This window comes from Amphritea sp. (genome assembly GCF_048266285.1).
In the GTDB taxonomy this organism is placed as follows: domain Bacteria; phylum Pseudomonadota; class Gammaproteobacteria; order Pseudomonadales; family Balneatricaceae; genus Amphritea.
The window spans coordinates 1-18,948 of record NZ_JBLWZV010000008.1 but is presented as its reverse complement, the minus strand read 5'-3'; the positions used below and the strand labels follow the sequence as shown (position 1 = coordinate 18,948).

Annotated in this window: 13 protein-coding genes; 10 read left to right on the top strand and 3 right to left on the bottom strand. The window is 45.8% G+C overall.

All coding sequences use genetic code 11. The features are described from left to right. Positions 1 to 29 precede the first annotated feature (29 nt). The 3 genes from ACN0T0_RS10950 to ACN0T0_RS10940 all read left to right on the top strand — a co-directional run bounded on the left by ACN0T0_RS10950 (position 30) and on the right by ACN0T0_RS10940 (position 2,667). Positions 30 to 416 carry a RidA family protein gene (locus tag ACN0T0_RS10950; RefSeq protein WP_417225990.1) on the top strand — a complete coding sequence of 129 codons (387 nt, stop codon included), beginning with the start codon at positions 30 to 32 and terminating at the stop codon, positions 414 to 416. A 99-nt stretch (positions 417 to 515) separates the two neighbouring features. Continuing rightward, positions 516 to 1,598, top strand: coding sequence for an alanine racemase (gene alr / locus ACN0T0_RS10945; protein ID WP_417225988.1), 1,083 nt, complete (start codon positions 516 to 518; stop codon positions 1,596 to 1,598). A gap of 193 nt (positions 1,599 to 1,791) precedes the next feature. After that, positions 1,792 to 2,667: a TraB/GumN family protein gene (locus ACN0T0_RS10940; protein WP_417225987.1), complete on the top strand. Its 876-nt coding sequence runs from the start codon at positions 1,792 to 1,794 to the stop codon at positions 2,665 to 2,667. An 82-nt stretch (positions 2,668 to 2,749) separates the two neighbouring features. On the opposite strand, the gene ACN0T0_RS10935 is transcribed toward ACN0T0_RS10940, so the two are convergent. From ACN0T0_RS10935 to ACN0T0_RS10925, 3 genes are all read right to left on the bottom strand, one after another. Next, positions 2,750 to 3,691, bottom strand: a complete 942-nt coding sequence (locus ACN0T0_RS10935) for a homoserine kinase (RefSeq protein WP_417225986.1) — start codon at positions 3,689 to 3,691, stop codon at positions 2,750 to 2,752. A 61-nt stretch (positions 3,692 to 3,752) separates the two neighbouring features. Continuing rightward, positions 3,753 to 4,868: a glycine cleavage system aminomethyltransferase GcvT gene (gcvT, locus tag ACN0T0_RS10930; RefSeq protein ID WP_417225985.1), complete on the bottom strand. Its 1,116-nt coding sequence runs from the start codon at positions 4,866 to 4,868 to the stop codon at positions 3,753 to 3,755. Positions 4,869 to 5,259: 391 nt separating this feature from the next. Continuing rightward, complete coding sequence (locus tag ACN0T0_RS10925; RefSeq protein WP_417225983.1) at positions 5,260 to 5,895, bottom strand: helix-turn-helix domain-containing protein; 636 nt, start codon at positions 5,893 to 5,895, stop codon at positions 5,260 to 5,262. Positions 5,896 to 6,334: 439 nt separating this feature from the next. On the opposite strand from ACN0T0_RS10925, the gene ACN0T0_RS10920 reads away from it, so the two are divergent. The 7 genes from ACN0T0_RS10920 to ACN0T0_RS10890 all read left to right on the top strand — a co-directional run bounded on the left by ACN0T0_RS10920 (position 6,335) and on the right by ACN0T0_RS10890 (position 18,673). Further along, entirely contained in the window at positions 6,335 to 7,714 is a 1,380-nt protein-coding gene (locus tag ACN0T0_RS10920) for an L-serine ammonia-lyase (RefSeq protein ID WP_417225981.1), read from the top strand. Between the two features lie 102 nt (positions 7,715 to 7,816). Further along, complete coding sequence (gene glyA / locus ACN0T0_RS10915) at positions 7,817 to 9,121, top strand: serine hydroxymethyltransferase (protein WP_417225979.1); 1,305 nt, start codon at positions 7,817 to 7,819, stop codon at positions 9,119 to 9,121. 72 nt (positions 9,122 to 9,193) lie between these two features. Continuing rightward, the gene (gene gcvH / locus ACN0T0_RS10910; RefSeq protein WP_417225977.1) at positions 9,194 to 9,583 is read left to right on the top strand and encodes a glycine cleavage system protein GcvH; all 390 of its coding nucleotides are present in this window, start codon (positions 9,194 to 9,196) and stop codon (positions 9,581 to 9,583) included. A 188-nt stretch (positions 9,584 to 9,771) separates the two neighbouring features. After that, positions 9,772 to 12,681: an aminomethyl-transferring glycine dehydrogenase gene (gene gcvP / locus ACN0T0_RS10905; RefSeq protein WP_417225975.1), complete on the top strand. Its 2,910-nt coding sequence runs from the start codon at positions 9,772 to 9,774 to the stop codon at positions 12,679 to 12,681. Between the two features lie 542 nt (positions 12,682 to 13,223). Then, positions 13,224 to 15,698, top strand: coding sequence for a tetratricopeptide repeat protein (locus ACN0T0_RS10900; RefSeq protein ID WP_417225973.1), 2,475 nt, complete (start codon positions 13,224 to 13,226; stop codon positions 15,696 to 15,698). Positions 15,699 to 15,808: 110 nt separating this feature from the next. Next, positions 15,809 to 16,900 carry a DUF4297 domain-containing protein gene (locus ACN0T0_RS10895; RefSeq protein WP_417225971.1) on the top strand — a complete coding sequence of 364 codons (1,092 nt, stop codon included), beginning with the start codon at positions 15,809 to 15,811 and terminating at the stop codon, positions 16,898 to 16,900. Between the two features lie 54 nt (positions 16,901 to 16,954). Continuing rightward, a complete protein-coding gene (locus tag ACN0T0_RS10890) occupies positions 16,955 to 18,673 on the top strand; it encodes a hypothetical protein (protein WP_417225970.1) in 1,719 nt (572 codons plus the stop codon). Positions 18,674 to 18,948 lie beyond the last annotated feature (275 nt).

The following is an 18,948-nucleotide window of genomic DNA, read 5'->3' as shown; positions in this document are numbered from 1 at the left end:
TTACATTACTTATTTATGGAATTTTAATCATGACAACAAAGACAATTATTGCGACTGAAAATGCCCCTTCTGCGATCGGTACTTACTCTCAGGCGGTTAAGGTAGACAACACGGTTTACATGTCAGGTCAGATCCCGTTGGTACCAGCGACTATGGAAATGGTCACCGAGTCTTTTGAAGCCCAAGCTGTGCAGGTGTTTGATAACCTGAAAGCGGTTGCTGAAGCGGCGGGTGGTTCAATGAATGATCTGGTTAAGGTCACTATTCTGCTGACCGATCTGGGTAACTTTGCCACTGTCAATGAAGTGATGGCGCGTTATTTTGAGCAGCCATATCCTGCCCGTGCAGCTTACGCCGTTAAAGCGCTGCCGAAGGATGCAGATATTGAAGTTGAAGGGGTAATGGTGCTGGCATAAGTCACCGTACAGTCGTTTTTTAAGGTCGCAGATTAACGGCCTTGATAGCGGTCTTCGCCGGCCGCTATCAGACCAGAGCAAAAGGTAAGGTAAACTAACATGAGTCGAGCAGCTAAAATTACGGTTGATCTGGATGCTATCCGGCACAACTATCGATTAGCACGTTCTCTTAATAGTGCGGGCCACGCGGTCGCCATTATTAAGGCGAATGCATATGGCCACGGGGCGATTGAAGTCGCCCGAGCACTGGAAGCCGAAGCTGATGCTTTTGGTGTTGCCTGTATCGAAGAGGGTGTCGAGCTGGTTGACGCTGGCATTCAGAAGCCGGTATTGCTTCTAGAAGGGTATTTTGAGGTGAGCGAACTGGATTATATCAGTGAGCATGGCCTCTGGTGTGCAGTGCACAGCCTGGATCAGATTGAACAGATTGCTCAGGCGACGCTTAGTAAACCGATTACCGTCTGGTTAAAAATGAACTCCGGCATGAACCGTTTAGGGGTGCATCCAGATGATTATCAAGCAGCCTTTAAGCGCTTGAAGCAACTGGATAATGTCTCTGATATAGTCTTGATGACTCACTTCTTTAATGCGGATGAGTTGGCTCTAGGAGATACCGAGGCTCAGCTCTCGGTGTTTAATAAAGCCTCGGAAGGTCTCGATGCGCCCCATTGTTTGGCTAACTCGGCGGCGGTGCTGGCATGGTCTGATGCCCGTCGCGACTGGATGCGTCCCGGCTTGATGTTATACGGTGCCACTCCGTTCCCAGAGACTCAGGAGAATGCCGATAAACTAATTCCGGCGATGACCCTTAGCTCCAAAGTGATTGCTGTGCGTGAGGTTCAGCCCGGTGAGACCGTGGGCTATGCTGGCCTCTTTTGTGCCGACAAACCGACGCGTGTGGGTACAGTCGCGATGGGATATGCCGATGGTTATCCCCGTCATGCGGTTAACGGCACACCGGTTTGGGTGAATGGCCAGCGCAGCCGTATTATCGGTCGGGTATCGATGGATATGCTGGGGATCGATCTTACCGATATTGAAGGTGCTGATATCGGTACTGAAGTTGAGTTCTGGGGCAAGCATGTTACCGCCGCAGAAGTGGCAACCTACTGTGATACCATCCCGTACACACTGTTTACGGGCATTACTCGACGGGTGTATAAAGATTACTTAAATAAGTAAGGCTGAATCCGTTAACAAAAGCCGGCTCTGTGCCGGTTTTTTTGTGTCTCGTCTATTAAGCGAACGGTGGCTAAGGTTATTAATCTGAGGATGGCTTCTGCGTTCAGGCGAGGGTAATCTTGCATAAACGATGATAGGCCAATAGCGAAGGCTTCGATGTTTAAAATTTTATAGCGATGCAATGAGGTGTGTAATGAGGTTAACACAAGGCGTGCTGGGTTTTTTGACGCTCTGTTGTGCGCTGCTAACAACGACCGCAATGGCGGGCAGCAGTGTTTGGAAGGTAAGCGCAGGGGATAACGTACTGTATATCGGCGGCACGGTGCATGTCTTACGTCAGGGTGATTATCCATTGCCGGTCGAGTTTGATCGGGCCTTTATCCGTGCCGATCGTTTAGTGTTTGAAACGGATCTAGCACAACTACAAACCGCCGAGGTGCAGCAACGTATGCAGCGGGCAGTTCGCTATGCCGATGGCTCGGGGTTGGCGCAGCGGGTTTCGCCGGCGCTGTATCAGCGTATCGAGAAGGTGTGGCAGCAGTATGGTTTGCCCCTCGAGGCGTTAAAGGATCTGCGGCCATCTGGGATTGTGATTACCTTAACGATGCTGAACCTGAAACAGATTGGGGTTGATGCACAGGGGATCGATGATTTTTACCATACCCGCGCGGTTAAGCGGGGTAAGCCGGTCAGCGGATTGGAAACCGTCGATCAGCAGATCGGTTTTCTTGCCACGATGGGAGCGGGGGATGAAGAAACCTTCATGCGTCTTTCACTGGATGAGTTAGATGAATCAGCGAACTTTGTCGATGATATTGTCGCCGCGTGGCGTAAGGGGAGTCTTGCTGATCTGGAACGTCTGATTGTGGCCGATATGCGCCGCGATTCGCCTGCGCAATATCAAACTTTGCTGGTGGGCCGAAATCAGCACTGGTTGCCACAGATTGAGGCGATGTTGCGTGATCGTCCGGTCGAGTTTGTACTGGTGGGCAGTGGCCACCTGGCCGGTGATGAGGGGGTTATCAAACAGTTGCAGCTAGCCGGTTATCGGGTTGAGCCGGTGCAATAGTGGCAATAAGAGATGAAAGCGCCGCGGCTAACGGTTGAGTCGCGGCGTTTTAGTCTGTGCTTTTTACAAGCCATCGATAGCTTCAGCTGGCCATCTGTAGTTGATTATCGCCGAGTAGTTTTAGCAGTTGCAGCTTACCCGCGGGATCTTTGCGGGTAACAACTTCTCCTTCCTTACGAAAGTGAATATCCCGTAAACGGGACAGCCAGAAACGCATAGCGGCCACCTGCAGCATTCCACTGAAGCTGCGCTGCTCGTCGTGGTTGAGTGGGCGAACGCTCTGATAACTGTCGAGTATCAGCAAGGCTTTATTGAAATCATAGGTTGCACTGTTCTCGTCATAACACCAAGCGTTCAGGGTGATACAGAGATCGTAAAGATAGGGCGCTGAACAGGCGTGATAGAAATCGATCAGGCCACAGAGTTTATCCCCATCAAACAATGCATTATCTGGAAACAGATCACCGTGAATCGGTCCGCCGGGCAGGGTGTCCCAAGGGATCTGCTCCGCATCCTTTAGGCTGTACTGTAAAATATGCTGCTGCTCTTGCGCTAGCTGAGGCATCAATTTATCAGCCAAGTTAACGCACCACTGGTGAATATGTATAGCTTGTTCAGGCTTGAGTGATTCGGCAGTACGGTGCATCTGTGCCAGTGTTAGACCGATAATGCTGGCCTGCTGGTCATTGGGTAGCTCTAATGGCACACCCGCTAGACGTGACATCAACACCGCTGGCCGGTCATTGAGGTGACCATACAACTGTTGGTTGTTCAGATGGATCGGTGTCGCACAGGCGACACCGTTCTGTGATAGGTGCTCAATATAATCAAGAATAAAGGGTAGTTGTGTGTGGCTGACTGATTCGATCAACGTGAGGACAAAACGGCCCTCATCGGTGGTAACGAAATAGTTAGTGTTTTCAACACCGGCCTCAATGCCCTGAAAATCAATCAGTTGGCCTACAGAGTATTGCTGCAGGTAACGTTCAAGTTGTTCGTGGGTGATGGGTGTATAAACAGACATCAGCAGTTCCTTTATTCTTGTTATGCAAAGCGCGGGATTAACCGCGCTTGTTATTAATCACTTAGCCGCGGTAGTAGCGCTGCTCGATAAACGGTGTTTTAGCAACGGTCATTGGCAGCTGCTTACCGCGAACCAGAGCATATACTTCTGTATCCAGTACGGCATACTCAGTTGCGACATATCCCATCGCAATTGGAACACCCACGGTTGGGCCAAAGCTACCGCTGGTAACTTCACCAATTTTAACGCCATCGGCGTTCTGCAGTTCTGCGCCTTCACGGATAGGGGCTTTGCCTTGTGCGATCAGGCCGATGCGCTTGCGGCTGTAGTTTTTGTTGGCGATTTGATCAAAGATCTTGTCAGCGCCAGGGAAACCGCCGGCACGTTCACCATCGGCACGACGACATTTGCTGATCGCCCAGATCAGGCTGCCTTCGATAGGTGTGGTGTTTTGATCTAGGTCGTGACCATAGAGGCACAGACCGGATTCCAGACGCAGTGAGTCCCGCGCACCTAGGCCGATAAACTCGACTTCAGGCTGAGCAATAAACAGACGGCACAGACGTTCGGCTTCAGCCGCAGGAATTGAGATCTCATAGCCATCTTCGCCGGTATAACCGGAACGGCTTACAAAGCATTCCACGCCATCGATACTTACTTGGCGAGAATCCATAAAGACCATGTCATTCACTGCAGGGCAGATGCGTGACAGTGCTTGAGCGGCTTCTGGCCCTTGCAGGGCAACCAGTGCGCGATCATCCAATACTTCTAATTCTACGCCTGCGCCAAGGTGCGCCTGCATATGGGCGATGTCCTGTGCTTTACAGGCAGCGTTAACCACTACATAAAGGTAGTCACCGGCATTGGTGACCATCAGATCATCCATAATACCGCCTTGGTCATTGGTGAACAGCGCGTAACGCTGCTTGCCAACGGGCAGATCAATAATGTCGACGGGAACCAGTTTTTCTAGCTCGGCGGCGGCGTTGGCGCCAGTGAGTTTTACCTGACCCATGTGAGATACATCAAACAGACCGGCGTGTTCACGGGTCTGGATATGCTCCTTTTTAACCCCCAACGGATACTGAACGGGCATTTCAAAGCCTGCAAAAGGGACCATTTTGCCGCCCAGTTCGAGATGCAGATCATAAAGCGGTGTTTTGTTCAGTTCAGACATGAGTGTCTCCATTAGTGATTATGCGGTTAATCGCAATACGGCTCGGTTGACGCTTTAGCAAGCTTCTTTGGTGAGGCGCGCTAAACGAAACCCTAGTATCGAGATTATAGTAATAGAATAGGTTTCCAATAGGAAACAAAGTTAATCTAACAGGAAATATTTTGCAATAAAAAGTTACGCATTGACGCTAGTTGATGTCGTATACAGGCTATTTTCGGTGACAAAGGTTCTGTGGGGGCCAGGCTAAAGCAGCAATACAGTGGCTGTAGTAGCTAGAGTTTGTGCGGTTATTGGTGGCATTAGCAGGGTTATTTGAGGGGCTTACAGGGTAAAACCTGAGGCTTGATGCTAAGAAGAACAGTTGATTAATGCCGCTAAACTCTGGGCGCCGTTAAGCGGTAACCCAGAGAACTTCAGCATCTTTTTGGCTGGTTGAAACCAGTGCATGGCCCATCTCACAGTCATAGTAGGCGCTATCACCAGTATGCAGTTCGATCGGCTCATAAAACTCGCTGTAAAACATGATGCTGCCACTCAGCACAAAGAGAAATTCTTCGCCGTCGTGCCGTACCCAGTCTTCATATTCATCCCAAGAGTGGGTGCGCACGGTGGTTTTGAACGGGATCATCTTTTTGCTGGATAACTGGGTGGCCAGCAGTTCGTGTTCATAGGTGGGCGTCGGATGAGGTTTGCCTTCACCGCAACGGGTAATATCACGCCGTCCGCCGCTGCCCGGGGTTTTCTTCTTCGGTTGAGTGAATAGCTGCGGGATATCAATACCCAACCCTTTGACCAATTTATTTACCGCTGTAAAGGTGGGTGAGATCTGTTCATTTTCGATCTTCGACAGCGTCGAGCGGGCCAGCCCGGTCAGCTTACTGGCTTCTTCAAGGGTCAGCTTTTGGCTAAGACGTATCTCCCGCACCCGTTTACCCAGCTCTAGGGGTTCTACCATCGCTTCGGCATTGTCCTGAGTTACTGAGAACATTTGCTGAGCTTCTTTAAGAAAGGAGGGTTGGTCTGGCATCGGGTACTCCGTTTACACCTGTCGGGTTCAGGGTATATCACGTATGGATAGTTGCTTGGCTTGGCAAACCGTGTGCTTGCTGTTTCCAATAATAGTACACAACCGGCATTGGCAATGAAAGAACGCTTTTTTCGTCTGATAGCGATATTATGTGGAATATATTTCCTATAGGAAACTTTTTGTTGATTTTGGGAAATCTCGCTGCTAACCTTCGATCCAGTTCTTGATGAAACGTTTATCAGCGCTTTTGCTAGCGCACTTAATAAAAACGCTTATCAAGCACTCATAACAAAAATAAGTAGCTAAACCGATTTTATGATGAAGCCTTAGGTTAAGCGGTTACGTTTAAGTTGAGTCTTTCATTAGGGTATTCGGTCAGCATGTTGGCCTAGCGCCGCAAAATAAGCAGCGTGGATGACCACGTGGGAGCAACGAGACAGTGTCTTTAAGTATATTTGATCTCTTTAAAGTAGGCGTTGGCCCCTCTAGTTCACATACCGTGGGACCGATGGTTGCCGCTAACCGGTTTCTGGATGAGCTGACCCAGCGTGATCAACTAACACAGGTTGAACAGCTGAAAGTAGGGCTGTATGGCTCGCTGGCGATGACCGGCAAAGGGCATTCAACCGATGTGGCCGTGATGGTCGGACTATTAGGTGAAACACCTGATCAGGTCGATCCGGATAGTGTGCCGGTGTTGGTTGAACAGATTAAGCAAACCGGGCAGTTGATGCTGGCAGGGCAGCGACAGATTCGTTTCTCGCCTGACACCGAGCTGCTGTTCCACTTTGCCCAGACATTGCCGAAACATCCTAATGGCATGCGTTTTCAGGCGTTTGATGCAGCGGGTATTATACTGCATGACGCCATTTTTTATTCCGTAGGCGGGGGCTTTGTACTCAGTGATGCTGAGGCAAGCCAGTCCCCGGCACAGGCCGATGATGTGGTGCTGCCCTACGACTTCAATAACGGCGTCGAGTTGTTAAAGCTGTGTAAAGAAAGCGGCTTGAGCGTGGCGCAAATTATGATGCAAAACGAAAAGGTTTGGCGCAGTGAAGATAAAACCCGCGCCGGGCTACGTCATATTTGGCAAGTGATGGAAGGCTGTATTCAACGTGGCTGTGTACAGAAGGGTAACTTGCCCGGTGGTTTGGGGATTAAACGTCGCGCTAATGAACTCTATGAAGAGTTACGCAGTAGCCCCGAAGCCTCCTTTAAAGATCAGCTAACGGTGATGGATTGGATCAATCTATTCGCCATCGCCGTGAATGAAGAAAACGCTGCGGGTGGCAGAGTGGTGACGGCTCCCACGAATGGTGCAGCTGGGGTGATCCCGGCGGTGTTGGCCTATTACGACCGTTTTGTACATGGCTCTAGCGAGCAGGGCATCTTCGATTTTCTCGCCACCGCCGCAGCGATCGGCATGTTGTATAAGAAGAATGCCTCTATCTCGGCCGCGGAAGTCGGCTGTCAGGGTGAGATCGGTGTGGCCTGTTCGATGGCCGCCGGTGCACTCTGTGCGGTGATGGGCGGCACGATAGAACAGGTCGAAAATGCCGCTGAAATCGGCATGGAACATAACCTAGGACTCACCTGCGATCCAATTGAAGGCTTGGTGCAGGTGCCCTGTATCGAACGCAACACTATGGGCGCGGTGAAAGCGATCAACGCGGCCCGTTTGGCGATGCGTGGCGATGGTAAACATCATGTGTCACTGGATTCAGTGATCGAAACGATGCGCCAGACCGGTGTCGATATGCAAGACAAGTACAAAGAAACCTCGCAGGGGGGCTTGGCGGTCAATGTGGTTGCCTGCTAAGCACTTGAGATCTGGTACTAGAGAAATAAATGACGGGCGATGGCTCTGTCCAAAAAGCGATTTGATTAACAGACTTCCCGAAGACCAACAGAGAAGAACAATATGAATAATACTGAACTGTATCGTGGTGACGCTGTAAGCGAAGCATTTTTTACTCAGGATTTAGCCGCACGTGATGCCGAGATTATGGCTGCGGTGAATGAAGAGTTTAACCGTCAAGAACATCAGATTGAGCTGATCGCTTCGGAAAACATCGTTTCCAAAGCGGTGATGCAGGCTCAGGGCACGGTACTGACCAACAAATACGCCGAAGGCTATCCGGGTCGTCGTTATTACGGCGGCTGTGAATATGTCGATAAAGCCGAAGGTTTGGCGATTGAGCGGGCGAAGCAGTTGTTCAACTGTGAATTTGCCAACGTACAGCCGCATTCTGGCGCACAGGCCAATGGCGCGGTGATGCTGGCGCTACTGCAACCGGGTGATACCGTATTGGGTATGTCACTGGATGCCGGTGGCCATTTGACTCACGGTGCTCGTCCTGCACTGTCGGGTAAGTGGTTTAATGCGGTGCAGTATGGTGTGTCTAAAACCGACAACCGGATCGATTATGATGCCGTTGAAGCGTTGGCGGTTGAGTGTCAGCCAAAAATGATTATTGCCGGTGGCTCTGCGATCCCTCGTGAAATTGATTTTTCCCGTTTCCGTGAAATCGCCGATAAAGTCGGTGCCTATCTGTTTGTCGATATGGCTCACATTGCGGGTTTGGTGGCAACAGGATTACATCCTAGCCCATTACCTCATGCGGATGTGGTGACAACGACGACCCATAAAACCCTGCGCGGACCTCGCGGCGGTATGATTCTCACCAATAACCTTGAGATCGGCAAAAAGATTAACTCAGCGGTTTTCCCTGGTTTGCAGGGTGGCCCACTGATGCATGTGATCGCGGCTAAAGCGGTTGCCTTCGGTGAAGCGCTGCGTCCTGAGTTTAAAACCTATATCCAGCAGGTTGTGGATAACGCTAAAGCGCTCGCCGGTGTGATGGTTGAACGCGGTTGCGACATTGTGACCGGTGGCACCGATACTCACCTGATGCTGGTGGATCTGCGACCTAAAGGACTCACCGGCAACGTGGTTGATGCGGCGCTAGAACGTGCCGGCATTACCTGTAACAAAAATGGTATTCCATTCGATCCAGAAAAACCTATGGTGACATCGGGTATCCGTCTGGGTACGCCGGCTGGCACCACACGGGGCTTTGGCACCGAAGAGTTCCGCCTGATTGGCAATTTGATCAACGACGTTCTCGATGGTCTGGTGGCTAATCCGGATGATAATTCAGCGGTGGAAGCGGCCGTTAAGGCGCAGGTTGAAACCCTGTGTAAACGCTTTCCACTGTATAAGTAACACCGAAACAACGGTATTGATATTCACTGTAACGGTCGGGCTACCGATCTAAATTATATGGGAAATACGACTATGAACATTCCAACTAATTACCGCTTTGCGTCCAGCCATGAGTGGGTTCTGGATAACGGTGATGGAACGGTCACGATGGGTATCTCAGATCATGCACAGGATCTGCTGGGTGATGTGGTGTTTGTTGAACTGCCAGAAGTCGGTCGTGAAGTGACTGCCGGTGAAGAGTTCTCTCTAGTTGAATCAGTAAAAGCGGCGTCTGATATCTATGCACCGATTGCGGGTGAAGTTATCGCCATTAACGAAGCGTTGGAAGACGAGCCTGAGTTAGTGAATAGCGAGCCTTACGAGGGTGGTTGGATCGTTAAGATTAAACTGGCTGATGCGGCTGAAGTAGAAGCATTACTGGATGCGGATGCTTATGCAGCAACGATTGCTGAAGAGAGTTGATCTGCAGGATAGCCTTTCTTGGATGATTTGCCTGTAGCCGATTGTTGTGCAGGATTATCGTGTGAGATAATGGCTATCGTGTCCCCCGGTCAGATCTTTTCGCAACGCGAGGTGATGATTATCATCTCGCACCCCTTTGATTTCAGATCAGGCGTTAACCCGGCTGATCAGTTTAAACAGGTTATTGTATGGCTACTGATAATTCTACTCCTGTCTCTGCTTTAAGTGAGCTTCAGCAGACGACTGACTTTACGCGTCGACATATTGGCCCAGATGCCGATCAGACGGCAGCAATGCTAGCTGATTTGGGTGTTGGTTCTATCGAAGAGCTGATGACACAGACAGTGCCGGATTCAATCCGTCTGGATGATGCACTGGCAATGGAAGATTCCGTATCAGAAGCTGATGCGTTGGCATTGCTGCGCAGCCTGGCTGATCAGAACAAAGTTAATCGCTCTTATATCGGCATGGGCTATCACAACACCCAAGTGCCAAACGTTATTTTACGTAACGTATTTGAAAATCCGGGCTGGTACACCGCGTACACACCTTACCAGCCTGAGATCTCGCAGGGACGTCTTGAAGCACTGCTGAACTATCAGCAAGTGGTGATGGATCTTACCGGTATGGATCTGGCGAATGCTTCCCTGCTGGATGAAGCCACCGCGGCCGCTGAAGCGATGACGCTGTGCAAACGCTCTAATCGTAAGAAAACCGATGTGTATTTTGTGGCGGATGATGTTCACCCACAAACCATCGACGTGATTAAAACCCGTGCTGTTTATTTCGGCTTTGAGATTGTCGTTGGCAACCCTGTCACCGATCTTGAAAAGCATGATGTGTTTGGTGTGCAGCTACAATACCCAAGCACCTATGGCGATATCACCGATATCAAAACACTGATTGAAAACGCTAAAGCGCAGAAAGCGATGGTCTCCGTTGCCGCTGACCCATTGGCGCTGGTATTGCTTAAATCGCCTGGTGAGCTGGGTGCTGATGTCGTACTGGGCTCGTCTCAGCGTTTTGGTGTACCGATGGGCTTTGGTGGCCCACACGCGGCCTTCTTTGCTGCCAGTGAAAAACTGAAACGTTCTGTGCCAGGCCGTATTATCGGCGTCTCTATCGATGCCAACGGTAACCAAGCCTTACGCATGGCGATGCAAACCCGTGAGCAGCATATCCGTCGTGAGAAAGCGACCTCTAACATCTGTACTGCACAGGCGTTGCTGGCCAATATGGCATCGTTCTTCTGTGTTTATCACGGTCCTGATGGCTTAAAAACCATTGCTGAGCGAGTCCACCGTCTGACGGCGATTCTGGCTAACGGCCTGAAAGCTAAAGGCATAGCGGTTAATGATACCTATTTCGATACCCTGACACTGACCTTGCCAGAAACCGCTGCTGACGTTTATCAGCGTGCGCTGGATGCCGGTTGTAACCTGCGTCAAATCGCGGCTGACAAGCTGGGTATCGCACTGGATGAAACGACTCGTCCTGCCGATGTTGCCGATCTGTTTGATGTGGTACTTGGTGCTGGTCACGGCTTGAGTGTCGCTGATCTGGATGCTGAGATTGTGGCCGGTGCCGCAACCGGTATTACGGCTGAGATGCGTCGTAGCGATGCGATCCTGACCCACCCAACCTTCAACAGCTATCACAGCGAAACTGATATGCTGCGCTACATGAAGAGATTGGAGAATAAAGATTACTCGCTCGTACACGGCATGATTCCGCTGGGTTCTTGCACCATGAAGCTGAACGCTACCGCCGAGATGATTCCGGTGACCTGGCCTGAGTTCTCCAATATTCACCCCTTTGCACCGGCTGATCAGGTGCAGGGCTACCACAAAATGCTCTCTTCATTAGAAGAGCAGTTGGTGGAGATTACCGGTTATGATGCGGTTTCACTGCAGCCAAACTCCGGTGCTTCCGGTGAATATGCTGGCTTGCTGGCGATTCGTAAATACCAAGCGTTTATCGGTGAAGGGGATCGTAATATCTGCCTGATCCCATCATCGGCACACGGTACTAACCCGGCCTCTGCTGCAATGGCCGATCTGAAAATCATCGTCACCCGTTGTGATGAGAAGGGTAATGTCGATGTTGCGGATCTGCGCGCTAAGGCAGAGCAACATAAAGATGACCTGTCTTGCTTGATGATTACCTACCCATCCACCCATGGTGTGTATGAAGAAGATATCGTCGAAATCTGCGAGATCATCCACAAAAACGGTGGTCAGGTATATATGGATGGCGCCAACATGAACGCGCAGGTGGGTATCTCTAAACCCGGCGTGATCGGTTCTGATGTGTCCCACCTTAACCTGCACAAAACCTTTGCTATCCCTCACGGTGGCGGCGGCCCAGGTATGGGTCCTATCGGTGTTAAGAGTCATTTAGCACCCTTCTTGGCGAGCCATAAGGTGAGCCCAGTGGCAGGATTGAACCCAGAAAACGGCGCGGTAGCAGCAACCCCTTATGGTTCGGCATCAATTCTGCCAATCACTTGGATGTACAACAAAATGTTGGGTAAATCCGGCCTGAAACGTTCTACTCAGGTGGCGATTTTGAATGCTAACTACATGGCGGAAAAACTGTCGGCGCACTACCCAGTGCTCTACCGTGGACGCAACAACAAAGTCGCCCATGAGTGCATTATTGATATCCGTCCGTTGAAGGAAGCTTCAGGCGTAACAGAAGAGGATATCTCTAAGCGTCTGATGGATTACGGTTTCCATGCGCCTACAATGTCCTTCCCAGTGCCGGGCACCTTGATGATCGAACCGACTGAATCTGAATCCAAGGTAGAGCTAGATCGCTTTATCGAGGCGATGATCCAGATTAAAGCGGAAATCGAGAAAGTGCAGAGCGGTGAATGGCCTGCCGATAACAATCCACTGTGTCGTGCACCCCACACACAAGCGGATATTATGGCTGCTGAGTGGGATCGTCCTTACACCCGTGAAGAAGCGGTATTCCCAAGCCGTTCAGCCCGCGAGAGTAAGTTCTGGCCAACCAGCAACCGTATCGACAATGTCTATGGCGACCGGAACTTCATCTGTTCTTGCCCAAGTATTGAAACCTATATGGAAGATTGAAATAGTTGTCAACCTTCAATATAGTTTGTGACTGATTTAATGAAGATTGTGAGCGTAATATAGTTTGTGACTCATTAGTGTGACAAGCACGATATATTTTGTTGATAACAACAATTCAAGTTGGAAACTAAAGGCCGCTATCTGCGGCCTTTCTGTGTTTAGGCATAAAGAACCCTCCATGTGATACCTACATAATTATGGTTAAATAAACAGTGTCTTCTAGTTTTGCAGAAAACGATGCTCGTTTTGTACGATTTAATGCGCGGTTTACCCGTGTTAAAAAATTGGCTAAGCTGTAGGTTAAATGGATTATGGAAACCCTGTATAAAATAACAGGCGCACCGTTATTTGTGAAAATACGCATGCTTATCTAACAAGGAAGAAGTTAAATAAGGAAATGGATTTTTTCTTTCTAATCAACTCTTCCTTAAAAATATGTCGAATTATTGAAGTCGACAAAACACGCATGCTTATGATTAAAATTTTATGTCCTATCGGAAGTAACGAGATATCACTTTTATATATTATGTTCGGATTATTTAATGAAAAAACTATTTAAAGACCAGCTAGAAATAGCTAGAAATATAGAAAATAAAAGCGAAAGATTGACGTTTTTAACATCGATATTGAGATCTCTTCTTCAGTCATCGGTTGTTGTGACGTTTGAAATAACAAAGGCATTAACACCAAGTGATGATGTCGCACTCTCTGAGCATACAGATAGGTTTTGCAAACCTACAGATGGAATTCCGCTACAGATTCTTGACGCATTGACAGCTGTAATTAGGGGATATTTTTCTAAAGATTTTTTAATGGGCTGGTTTGAAAGCACGAGTCAAGTGTCAATACCTCTTTCAAGACAGCTTGTTGAATGGGTGGAGTTTAGGAATAAAAGACCTGCTCATGGTGTATTAGATAAAAAAATTACGAATGAGTGGGCAAGCACGACAGAGAGTATTTTAGTTGATTGCTTAAGCGTTTTTTCAAAAATATTACCTACAATCAATAATTCAAATACATTGAATTCTCTGGATAAATTTGAAAATATTTTAATTGAAACACCGATAATTTCAAATGGTAGTCCGATAGTAATTATCAGTGTACGAGTAAAAAAAGGTATTTGGAAGATTAACGGGCAGTTGTTGTCTAAAAATAATGCGAAAGAATTTACTATCGAACTTCCAGAAAATAATATATTTAATTCAACTGGCTTGAAGTCAATTGGACGGTATGAGCTAACGGAAATAGTATCAAAAAATAAAACTTATTCTTTTTTTCATAATATACCTGTTCGCCAGACAGATACTTTCGAAGGAAGAAAAAAAGAGTTGGGACGCTTAAAAGAATGGGTTGATGATGAAGATTCAAGATACTGCTTAGTTTTTGGTGACGGAGGATATGGTAAAACAACCCTTGTTCTGGAAATGTTGAATCAGTTTTTAGAAAGCCAGTTAGATTTCAATGAACCTCTGCCTACCGTCATAAGCTACCACACTGCCAAATCAACCAGGTGGACAGAAGAAGGGCTAGTTCATTTAACTGGAATTTCTCCTATTATGGACGAGTGTGTCCGGGATCTTATGAGGTTTTTTGATCCAATTCTAAAAAAAGATTGGTATACGGTCTCTGGTCGACAACTTATTAACAAGGCAGTAGGGGTTTTACAAGAAAACAAATTATCAAGAGATGATATTTTGCTAGTCATAGACAATACAGAGACATTAGCAACGACCATAGAAGAAGTAAGAGATCTCGGTGAATTTTTAAAGATCCTTGGTAAATTTGTTGGTAGAGTGATTATTACATCCCGAAGAAGAGAGTTTATAGAAGCAACGCCAATTGTTATAGAAGGCCTTTCTGAGAATGAGGGAATGAATCTCATGAAGAGGCTGGCTAAAGATTTTAGGGCTATACCAATATTGCAAGCTGGCGAACCTAGATTAAGAAGAGTTTCGATGCAGTTAATGCATAAACCAATTCTTTTAGAGGCATTAGTGAAGTATATAGCTCGTTCCGATTTAGGGATAGATGTGGCAATTGAAAATTTATTTAAAAAAACTAGCGAAGACCTTTTGGAATTTCTCTATGAAGATGCTTGGGCCAGAATGAATCAGTTGCAAAAAGAAGTTTTTTTTGTTCTGGTAAACATATCCAGTCCTATAGACCAAAATAGCGTAGGGAGGATGTGTTTGGAAGTAGGGATACAAAATACTGAATTTCAATCTAGCTTAGAGGAAACACACTTCGCTATTTTAACAGATTATGGACGAACATTTACTATCGAGCTTGTAGATTTGGCAAGACGTTTTTTTCTCCAGCAGTTTGGGAAAATCGATCCAAGCGATAAAGAGAGAATACAATCACTGGCAGTTAAAATTGATCAATATTCAGCTGAGCGTGAAAAAGTAGAGAAGGAATATAAAACGGATAGGATAGCAGAAGCATTTCGAAGCGAATATGCAAGATCGGCTAAGGTTTACGCTGACAAAGGGGATGTTGAAAATGCTGTCGAAATGTATGAACTGGCGATCGAAGATGATCCAGTTAATTCTTCACTTCATGATAGGTTTTCGTGGTTGTTACTGAATAAAGCCAATAAATTTGAATATGCAAAAAGAATGTCAGAAAAAGCTTTTGAACTAGATCCCAGCAATTGTGATGCTATTGTTGGCCTAGCGTTAGCGTGTTATCGGCTCAAAGATATAAATGAAGGTGATAAATATATTGATGAGGCTGAAAGAAAGGGTAGATCGCAGTCGTTTTGCTTACTAAGAAAAGCTATTGCTAGATATCATAAGGCTAGAGATATAGAAGTTATTGACAGCCAGATTGCTTGCCTTGAGGATGCTTCTCGAATTTTAGACTTAGCGGTAAGAAGAAATCTTGGAAACCATGGATATGATGCAAAGAACAGTAAAGATATTCAGAGGTACCAAGACCTAACAAGGAAAAAATTAACTATCGCTCGCGCTAAAAGAACAAAGAATAGTAGCCTCAGTCGATCGAAAAAGGGATAACAAGTCAATTAATAATGCCTACAAAAAGCAGGGTTGAACTCGCTAACGCTCCCTTTTTATTACGAGTTATACGCTTGGTCGGCTTTAGTGAATATTGAAAAGGATTAGAAATGGATTTTGATAATTTGAAACTAACTAACCCTCTGGGGCTTGAACCGAAAAGGGAAAAGTCAGGAAGTGATACTTTCCGAAAGTACAATTATCAGTATCATTGGGCATTCTGCCGCATCTTGGATGAACATGAGATTGGAAGTGAGTTTGCTCTTTTTATTGAAGAGCACGAAGACGTTACTATTGCGGACTCACTTGATGTTACCAAAACAACATTTGAACTGAATCAAATTAAAGAAACATCCAAGAGACATACAATTCATAGCCTGACCAACGTGTCCAAGGGTGAGTCTAAGTCCTTAATTGCGAAGCTAGCTGAGAGTTGTTGTGATAAGTCATATTCTCAGAAAATATCTAAAGTCAATTTTGTCTCAACTGGAGGTTATAGCTTTAATATTCATAAAGAAGGATATAATTTTGAAGTAATTGACTCTGGTGAGCTAAACGATGAAGAAGTTAAAAAGGTAGAAGATGCCATATCAAATATATCTGGAATCGAAGGTTTTATTCCTAAGCTAGCTTTTGTTATACCATCTTTACCTGAAAAAGGTTTTGACTTTGTTGTTGAAGGGAAGATTAGCTCGTTAATAAGCAAAATTGCGCCCGGACTAAAATACGATGCCAATTCTATATATGAGTGTGTAATACGAGATCTAAACAGAAAAGGAGAGAATAGTTTTGACTATAAAAATTGGGATGACGCTCTTAAAAGAAAAGCTATAACAAGTGGACAATTATCTGATGTTATCGAGCAGCATATTAGCCGCAAGCCAGATGAGAATATAGTTTCTGAGATGATTCAAATCCTTAACGATGAATATTCATTGAATTCTTTAGCTAGAAGAAAAATTGTTAGGGGATTTAATAGATACTATACGAGAAAGATTGCAAGCAGGGATTTAATTGTAAAAGAAGTTTCAAATGATATTATCCGATGCATCAAAAATCATGCTAAAAAGCATACTAATGCACGCGCACTAGAAGCTGATGTGAAAAAAGAATTAAACGAAAAAACATTGGTTTTTTTTCCAAGCCAAGAAGATATAACAGGAGCTTTCTTATATGAACTTTTAGAGGGTGTTGAAATATGAGTGATATTAAGTTCGATTATAAGAAATTAATAAGAAGTTTAAGGGAGCGAGCTGATGAAAGGAATGTACTTCAATCGACTGACAATATTAAGCAAGACAGCAAAGAAGGCGGCCCAATTCGACTTCTCAAAGAGCTACAACTTAATACTATCAAAACAAAAAAATAGCGTAGGTAAATCTTCGCTAGTAAAAAATATATTTTGGTGCTTCGGATGTGAGCCTCAGTTTGATGACAACTGGAAATCGCTAGATTGTCGTGTGATTTTGGATTTTGAGGTTAAAGGTAAGCCTTATCAAATTGCCAGGCATGGAAACCGATTTATTCTTAAGAATCATGAAGGAAAATATAAAGTATTCACTGCAACAGGTGGTGATTTCTCAGTCGAGATCATGGCTTTGTTGGAGTTTGACGCTTTGCTGGCTATACGAGATAAAGATGAAGTGGTAACACCACCACCTGCCTACTATTTCTTACCATTTTATATAGACCAAAAGCAAAGTTGGGCGAATGCTTGGTCTAGCTTCAATAATCTTGGTCAGTTCCCAAGCTGGAAAAAGACCATAATACCTTACCATACAGGAATGATTGGAAAAGAATATTTCGATAAAACAAAAGAAATATGCTCAAAAAAAGTTGAGATGTCAGAAACTAATAAAGAAATAGACCGTTTTGACACTGCAATTTCTGTAGTAGGTGAGTTTTCAGCAAATAGCGGCATAGTTATCGAAGAAGTAGAGCTAGATGAAATAGAAGAAGAAATAAGTATTGACATAATGGATCTACACTTTCAACAAGAAATTCTTTTTGAAGAGCTTGCAAACCTACGGGCAGAAAAGGCTCATGTAGAATCACAAATTGTCATAGCTAAACAATCGTTGGAGGATGTTGTTGCGGACTACGAATTTGCCGAATGTTTAGATGAGGATATCGAATGCCCCACATGCGGCGTGGTTCATGATAATTCGATAGTGAATAGGTTCTCATTATTTCAGGATAGAAATCAAGCTGAAGATATTATTAGAAGATTTCAATCCGATTTAGTGCACCTAGAAGAAAATATATTAGCTAAGGACTCTGCCTTTAAGTCGGTGAGAGAGAAGATAGACAAACTAGATGAGAAGTACTCATCAGAACAGGATACTAATCGATCATTATCTTCTGTTCTTGATGCTATTTCATCTAAATCAGTAAGAAAGAAGGTTGAGGCTAATCGAAGTTTAAAAATCGAATCTTTACATCAGCTAGATGTAGATGAAAAGTTATTGGTTAAAGACCGAACAGCTGCATCGAAGGAAAGCAGAAAACTAGTTAAGGAGGCTTTTCAGGAGTACTTCCCACGATATCTTTCCAAGTTAAAAGCATTTGGTGTTAACACTAGCTCAATTAAGTCGCCAGAGAACCACACAAAAGTTGCAGAAAGCGGTGGTGCCGCAGAATCAACAAGAGCAATGCTTGCTTATTACTTTACCGTGTACAACCTTATTCATAAGTTTGGCAATCATGTTCTAAGCCCGCTTGTTATTGACACTCCAAATCAACATGAACAAGCTGCAAAGCATTATGAGAGTATCGTTTCCTTACTAATTGATGAGCTTCCAGAGCAGTCACAGCTATTTGTTTGCGGTATGGATTCTCAGAAATTAGATCGTTTAAAGGCTAAAGCAAAAACTATATATTTAGATGTAGAGCATTCTTTACTTAATAATGAAGAGTTTGAAGAAATTGATTTTGAATACTCAGGATTATTTGAGAAAGAAGAGAAAGACGTATAACAAATTAAAGGGGGCAGAGTCCTTTTTTCGCCGATGCTTTGCTTCAGCGACCAGAAGATCAAGCTTCTGCGTGAGGATAATCCCCCCGAAAAATAAGGGTACCCTTGCGTTTTACTAATCTAGCTCAGGGTAGTTAAACAGTCGCTCTGCGTAGGATTTTGAGTTACCAGCTAAACCCCTTAACTGCGGCAAGCCTGCACCAACCAATGCAACGGGTAGCTTTAATTGAGCACATCGATGAAGCGCGGTAATCAAAGCAGCAAACTGTTCTGAGC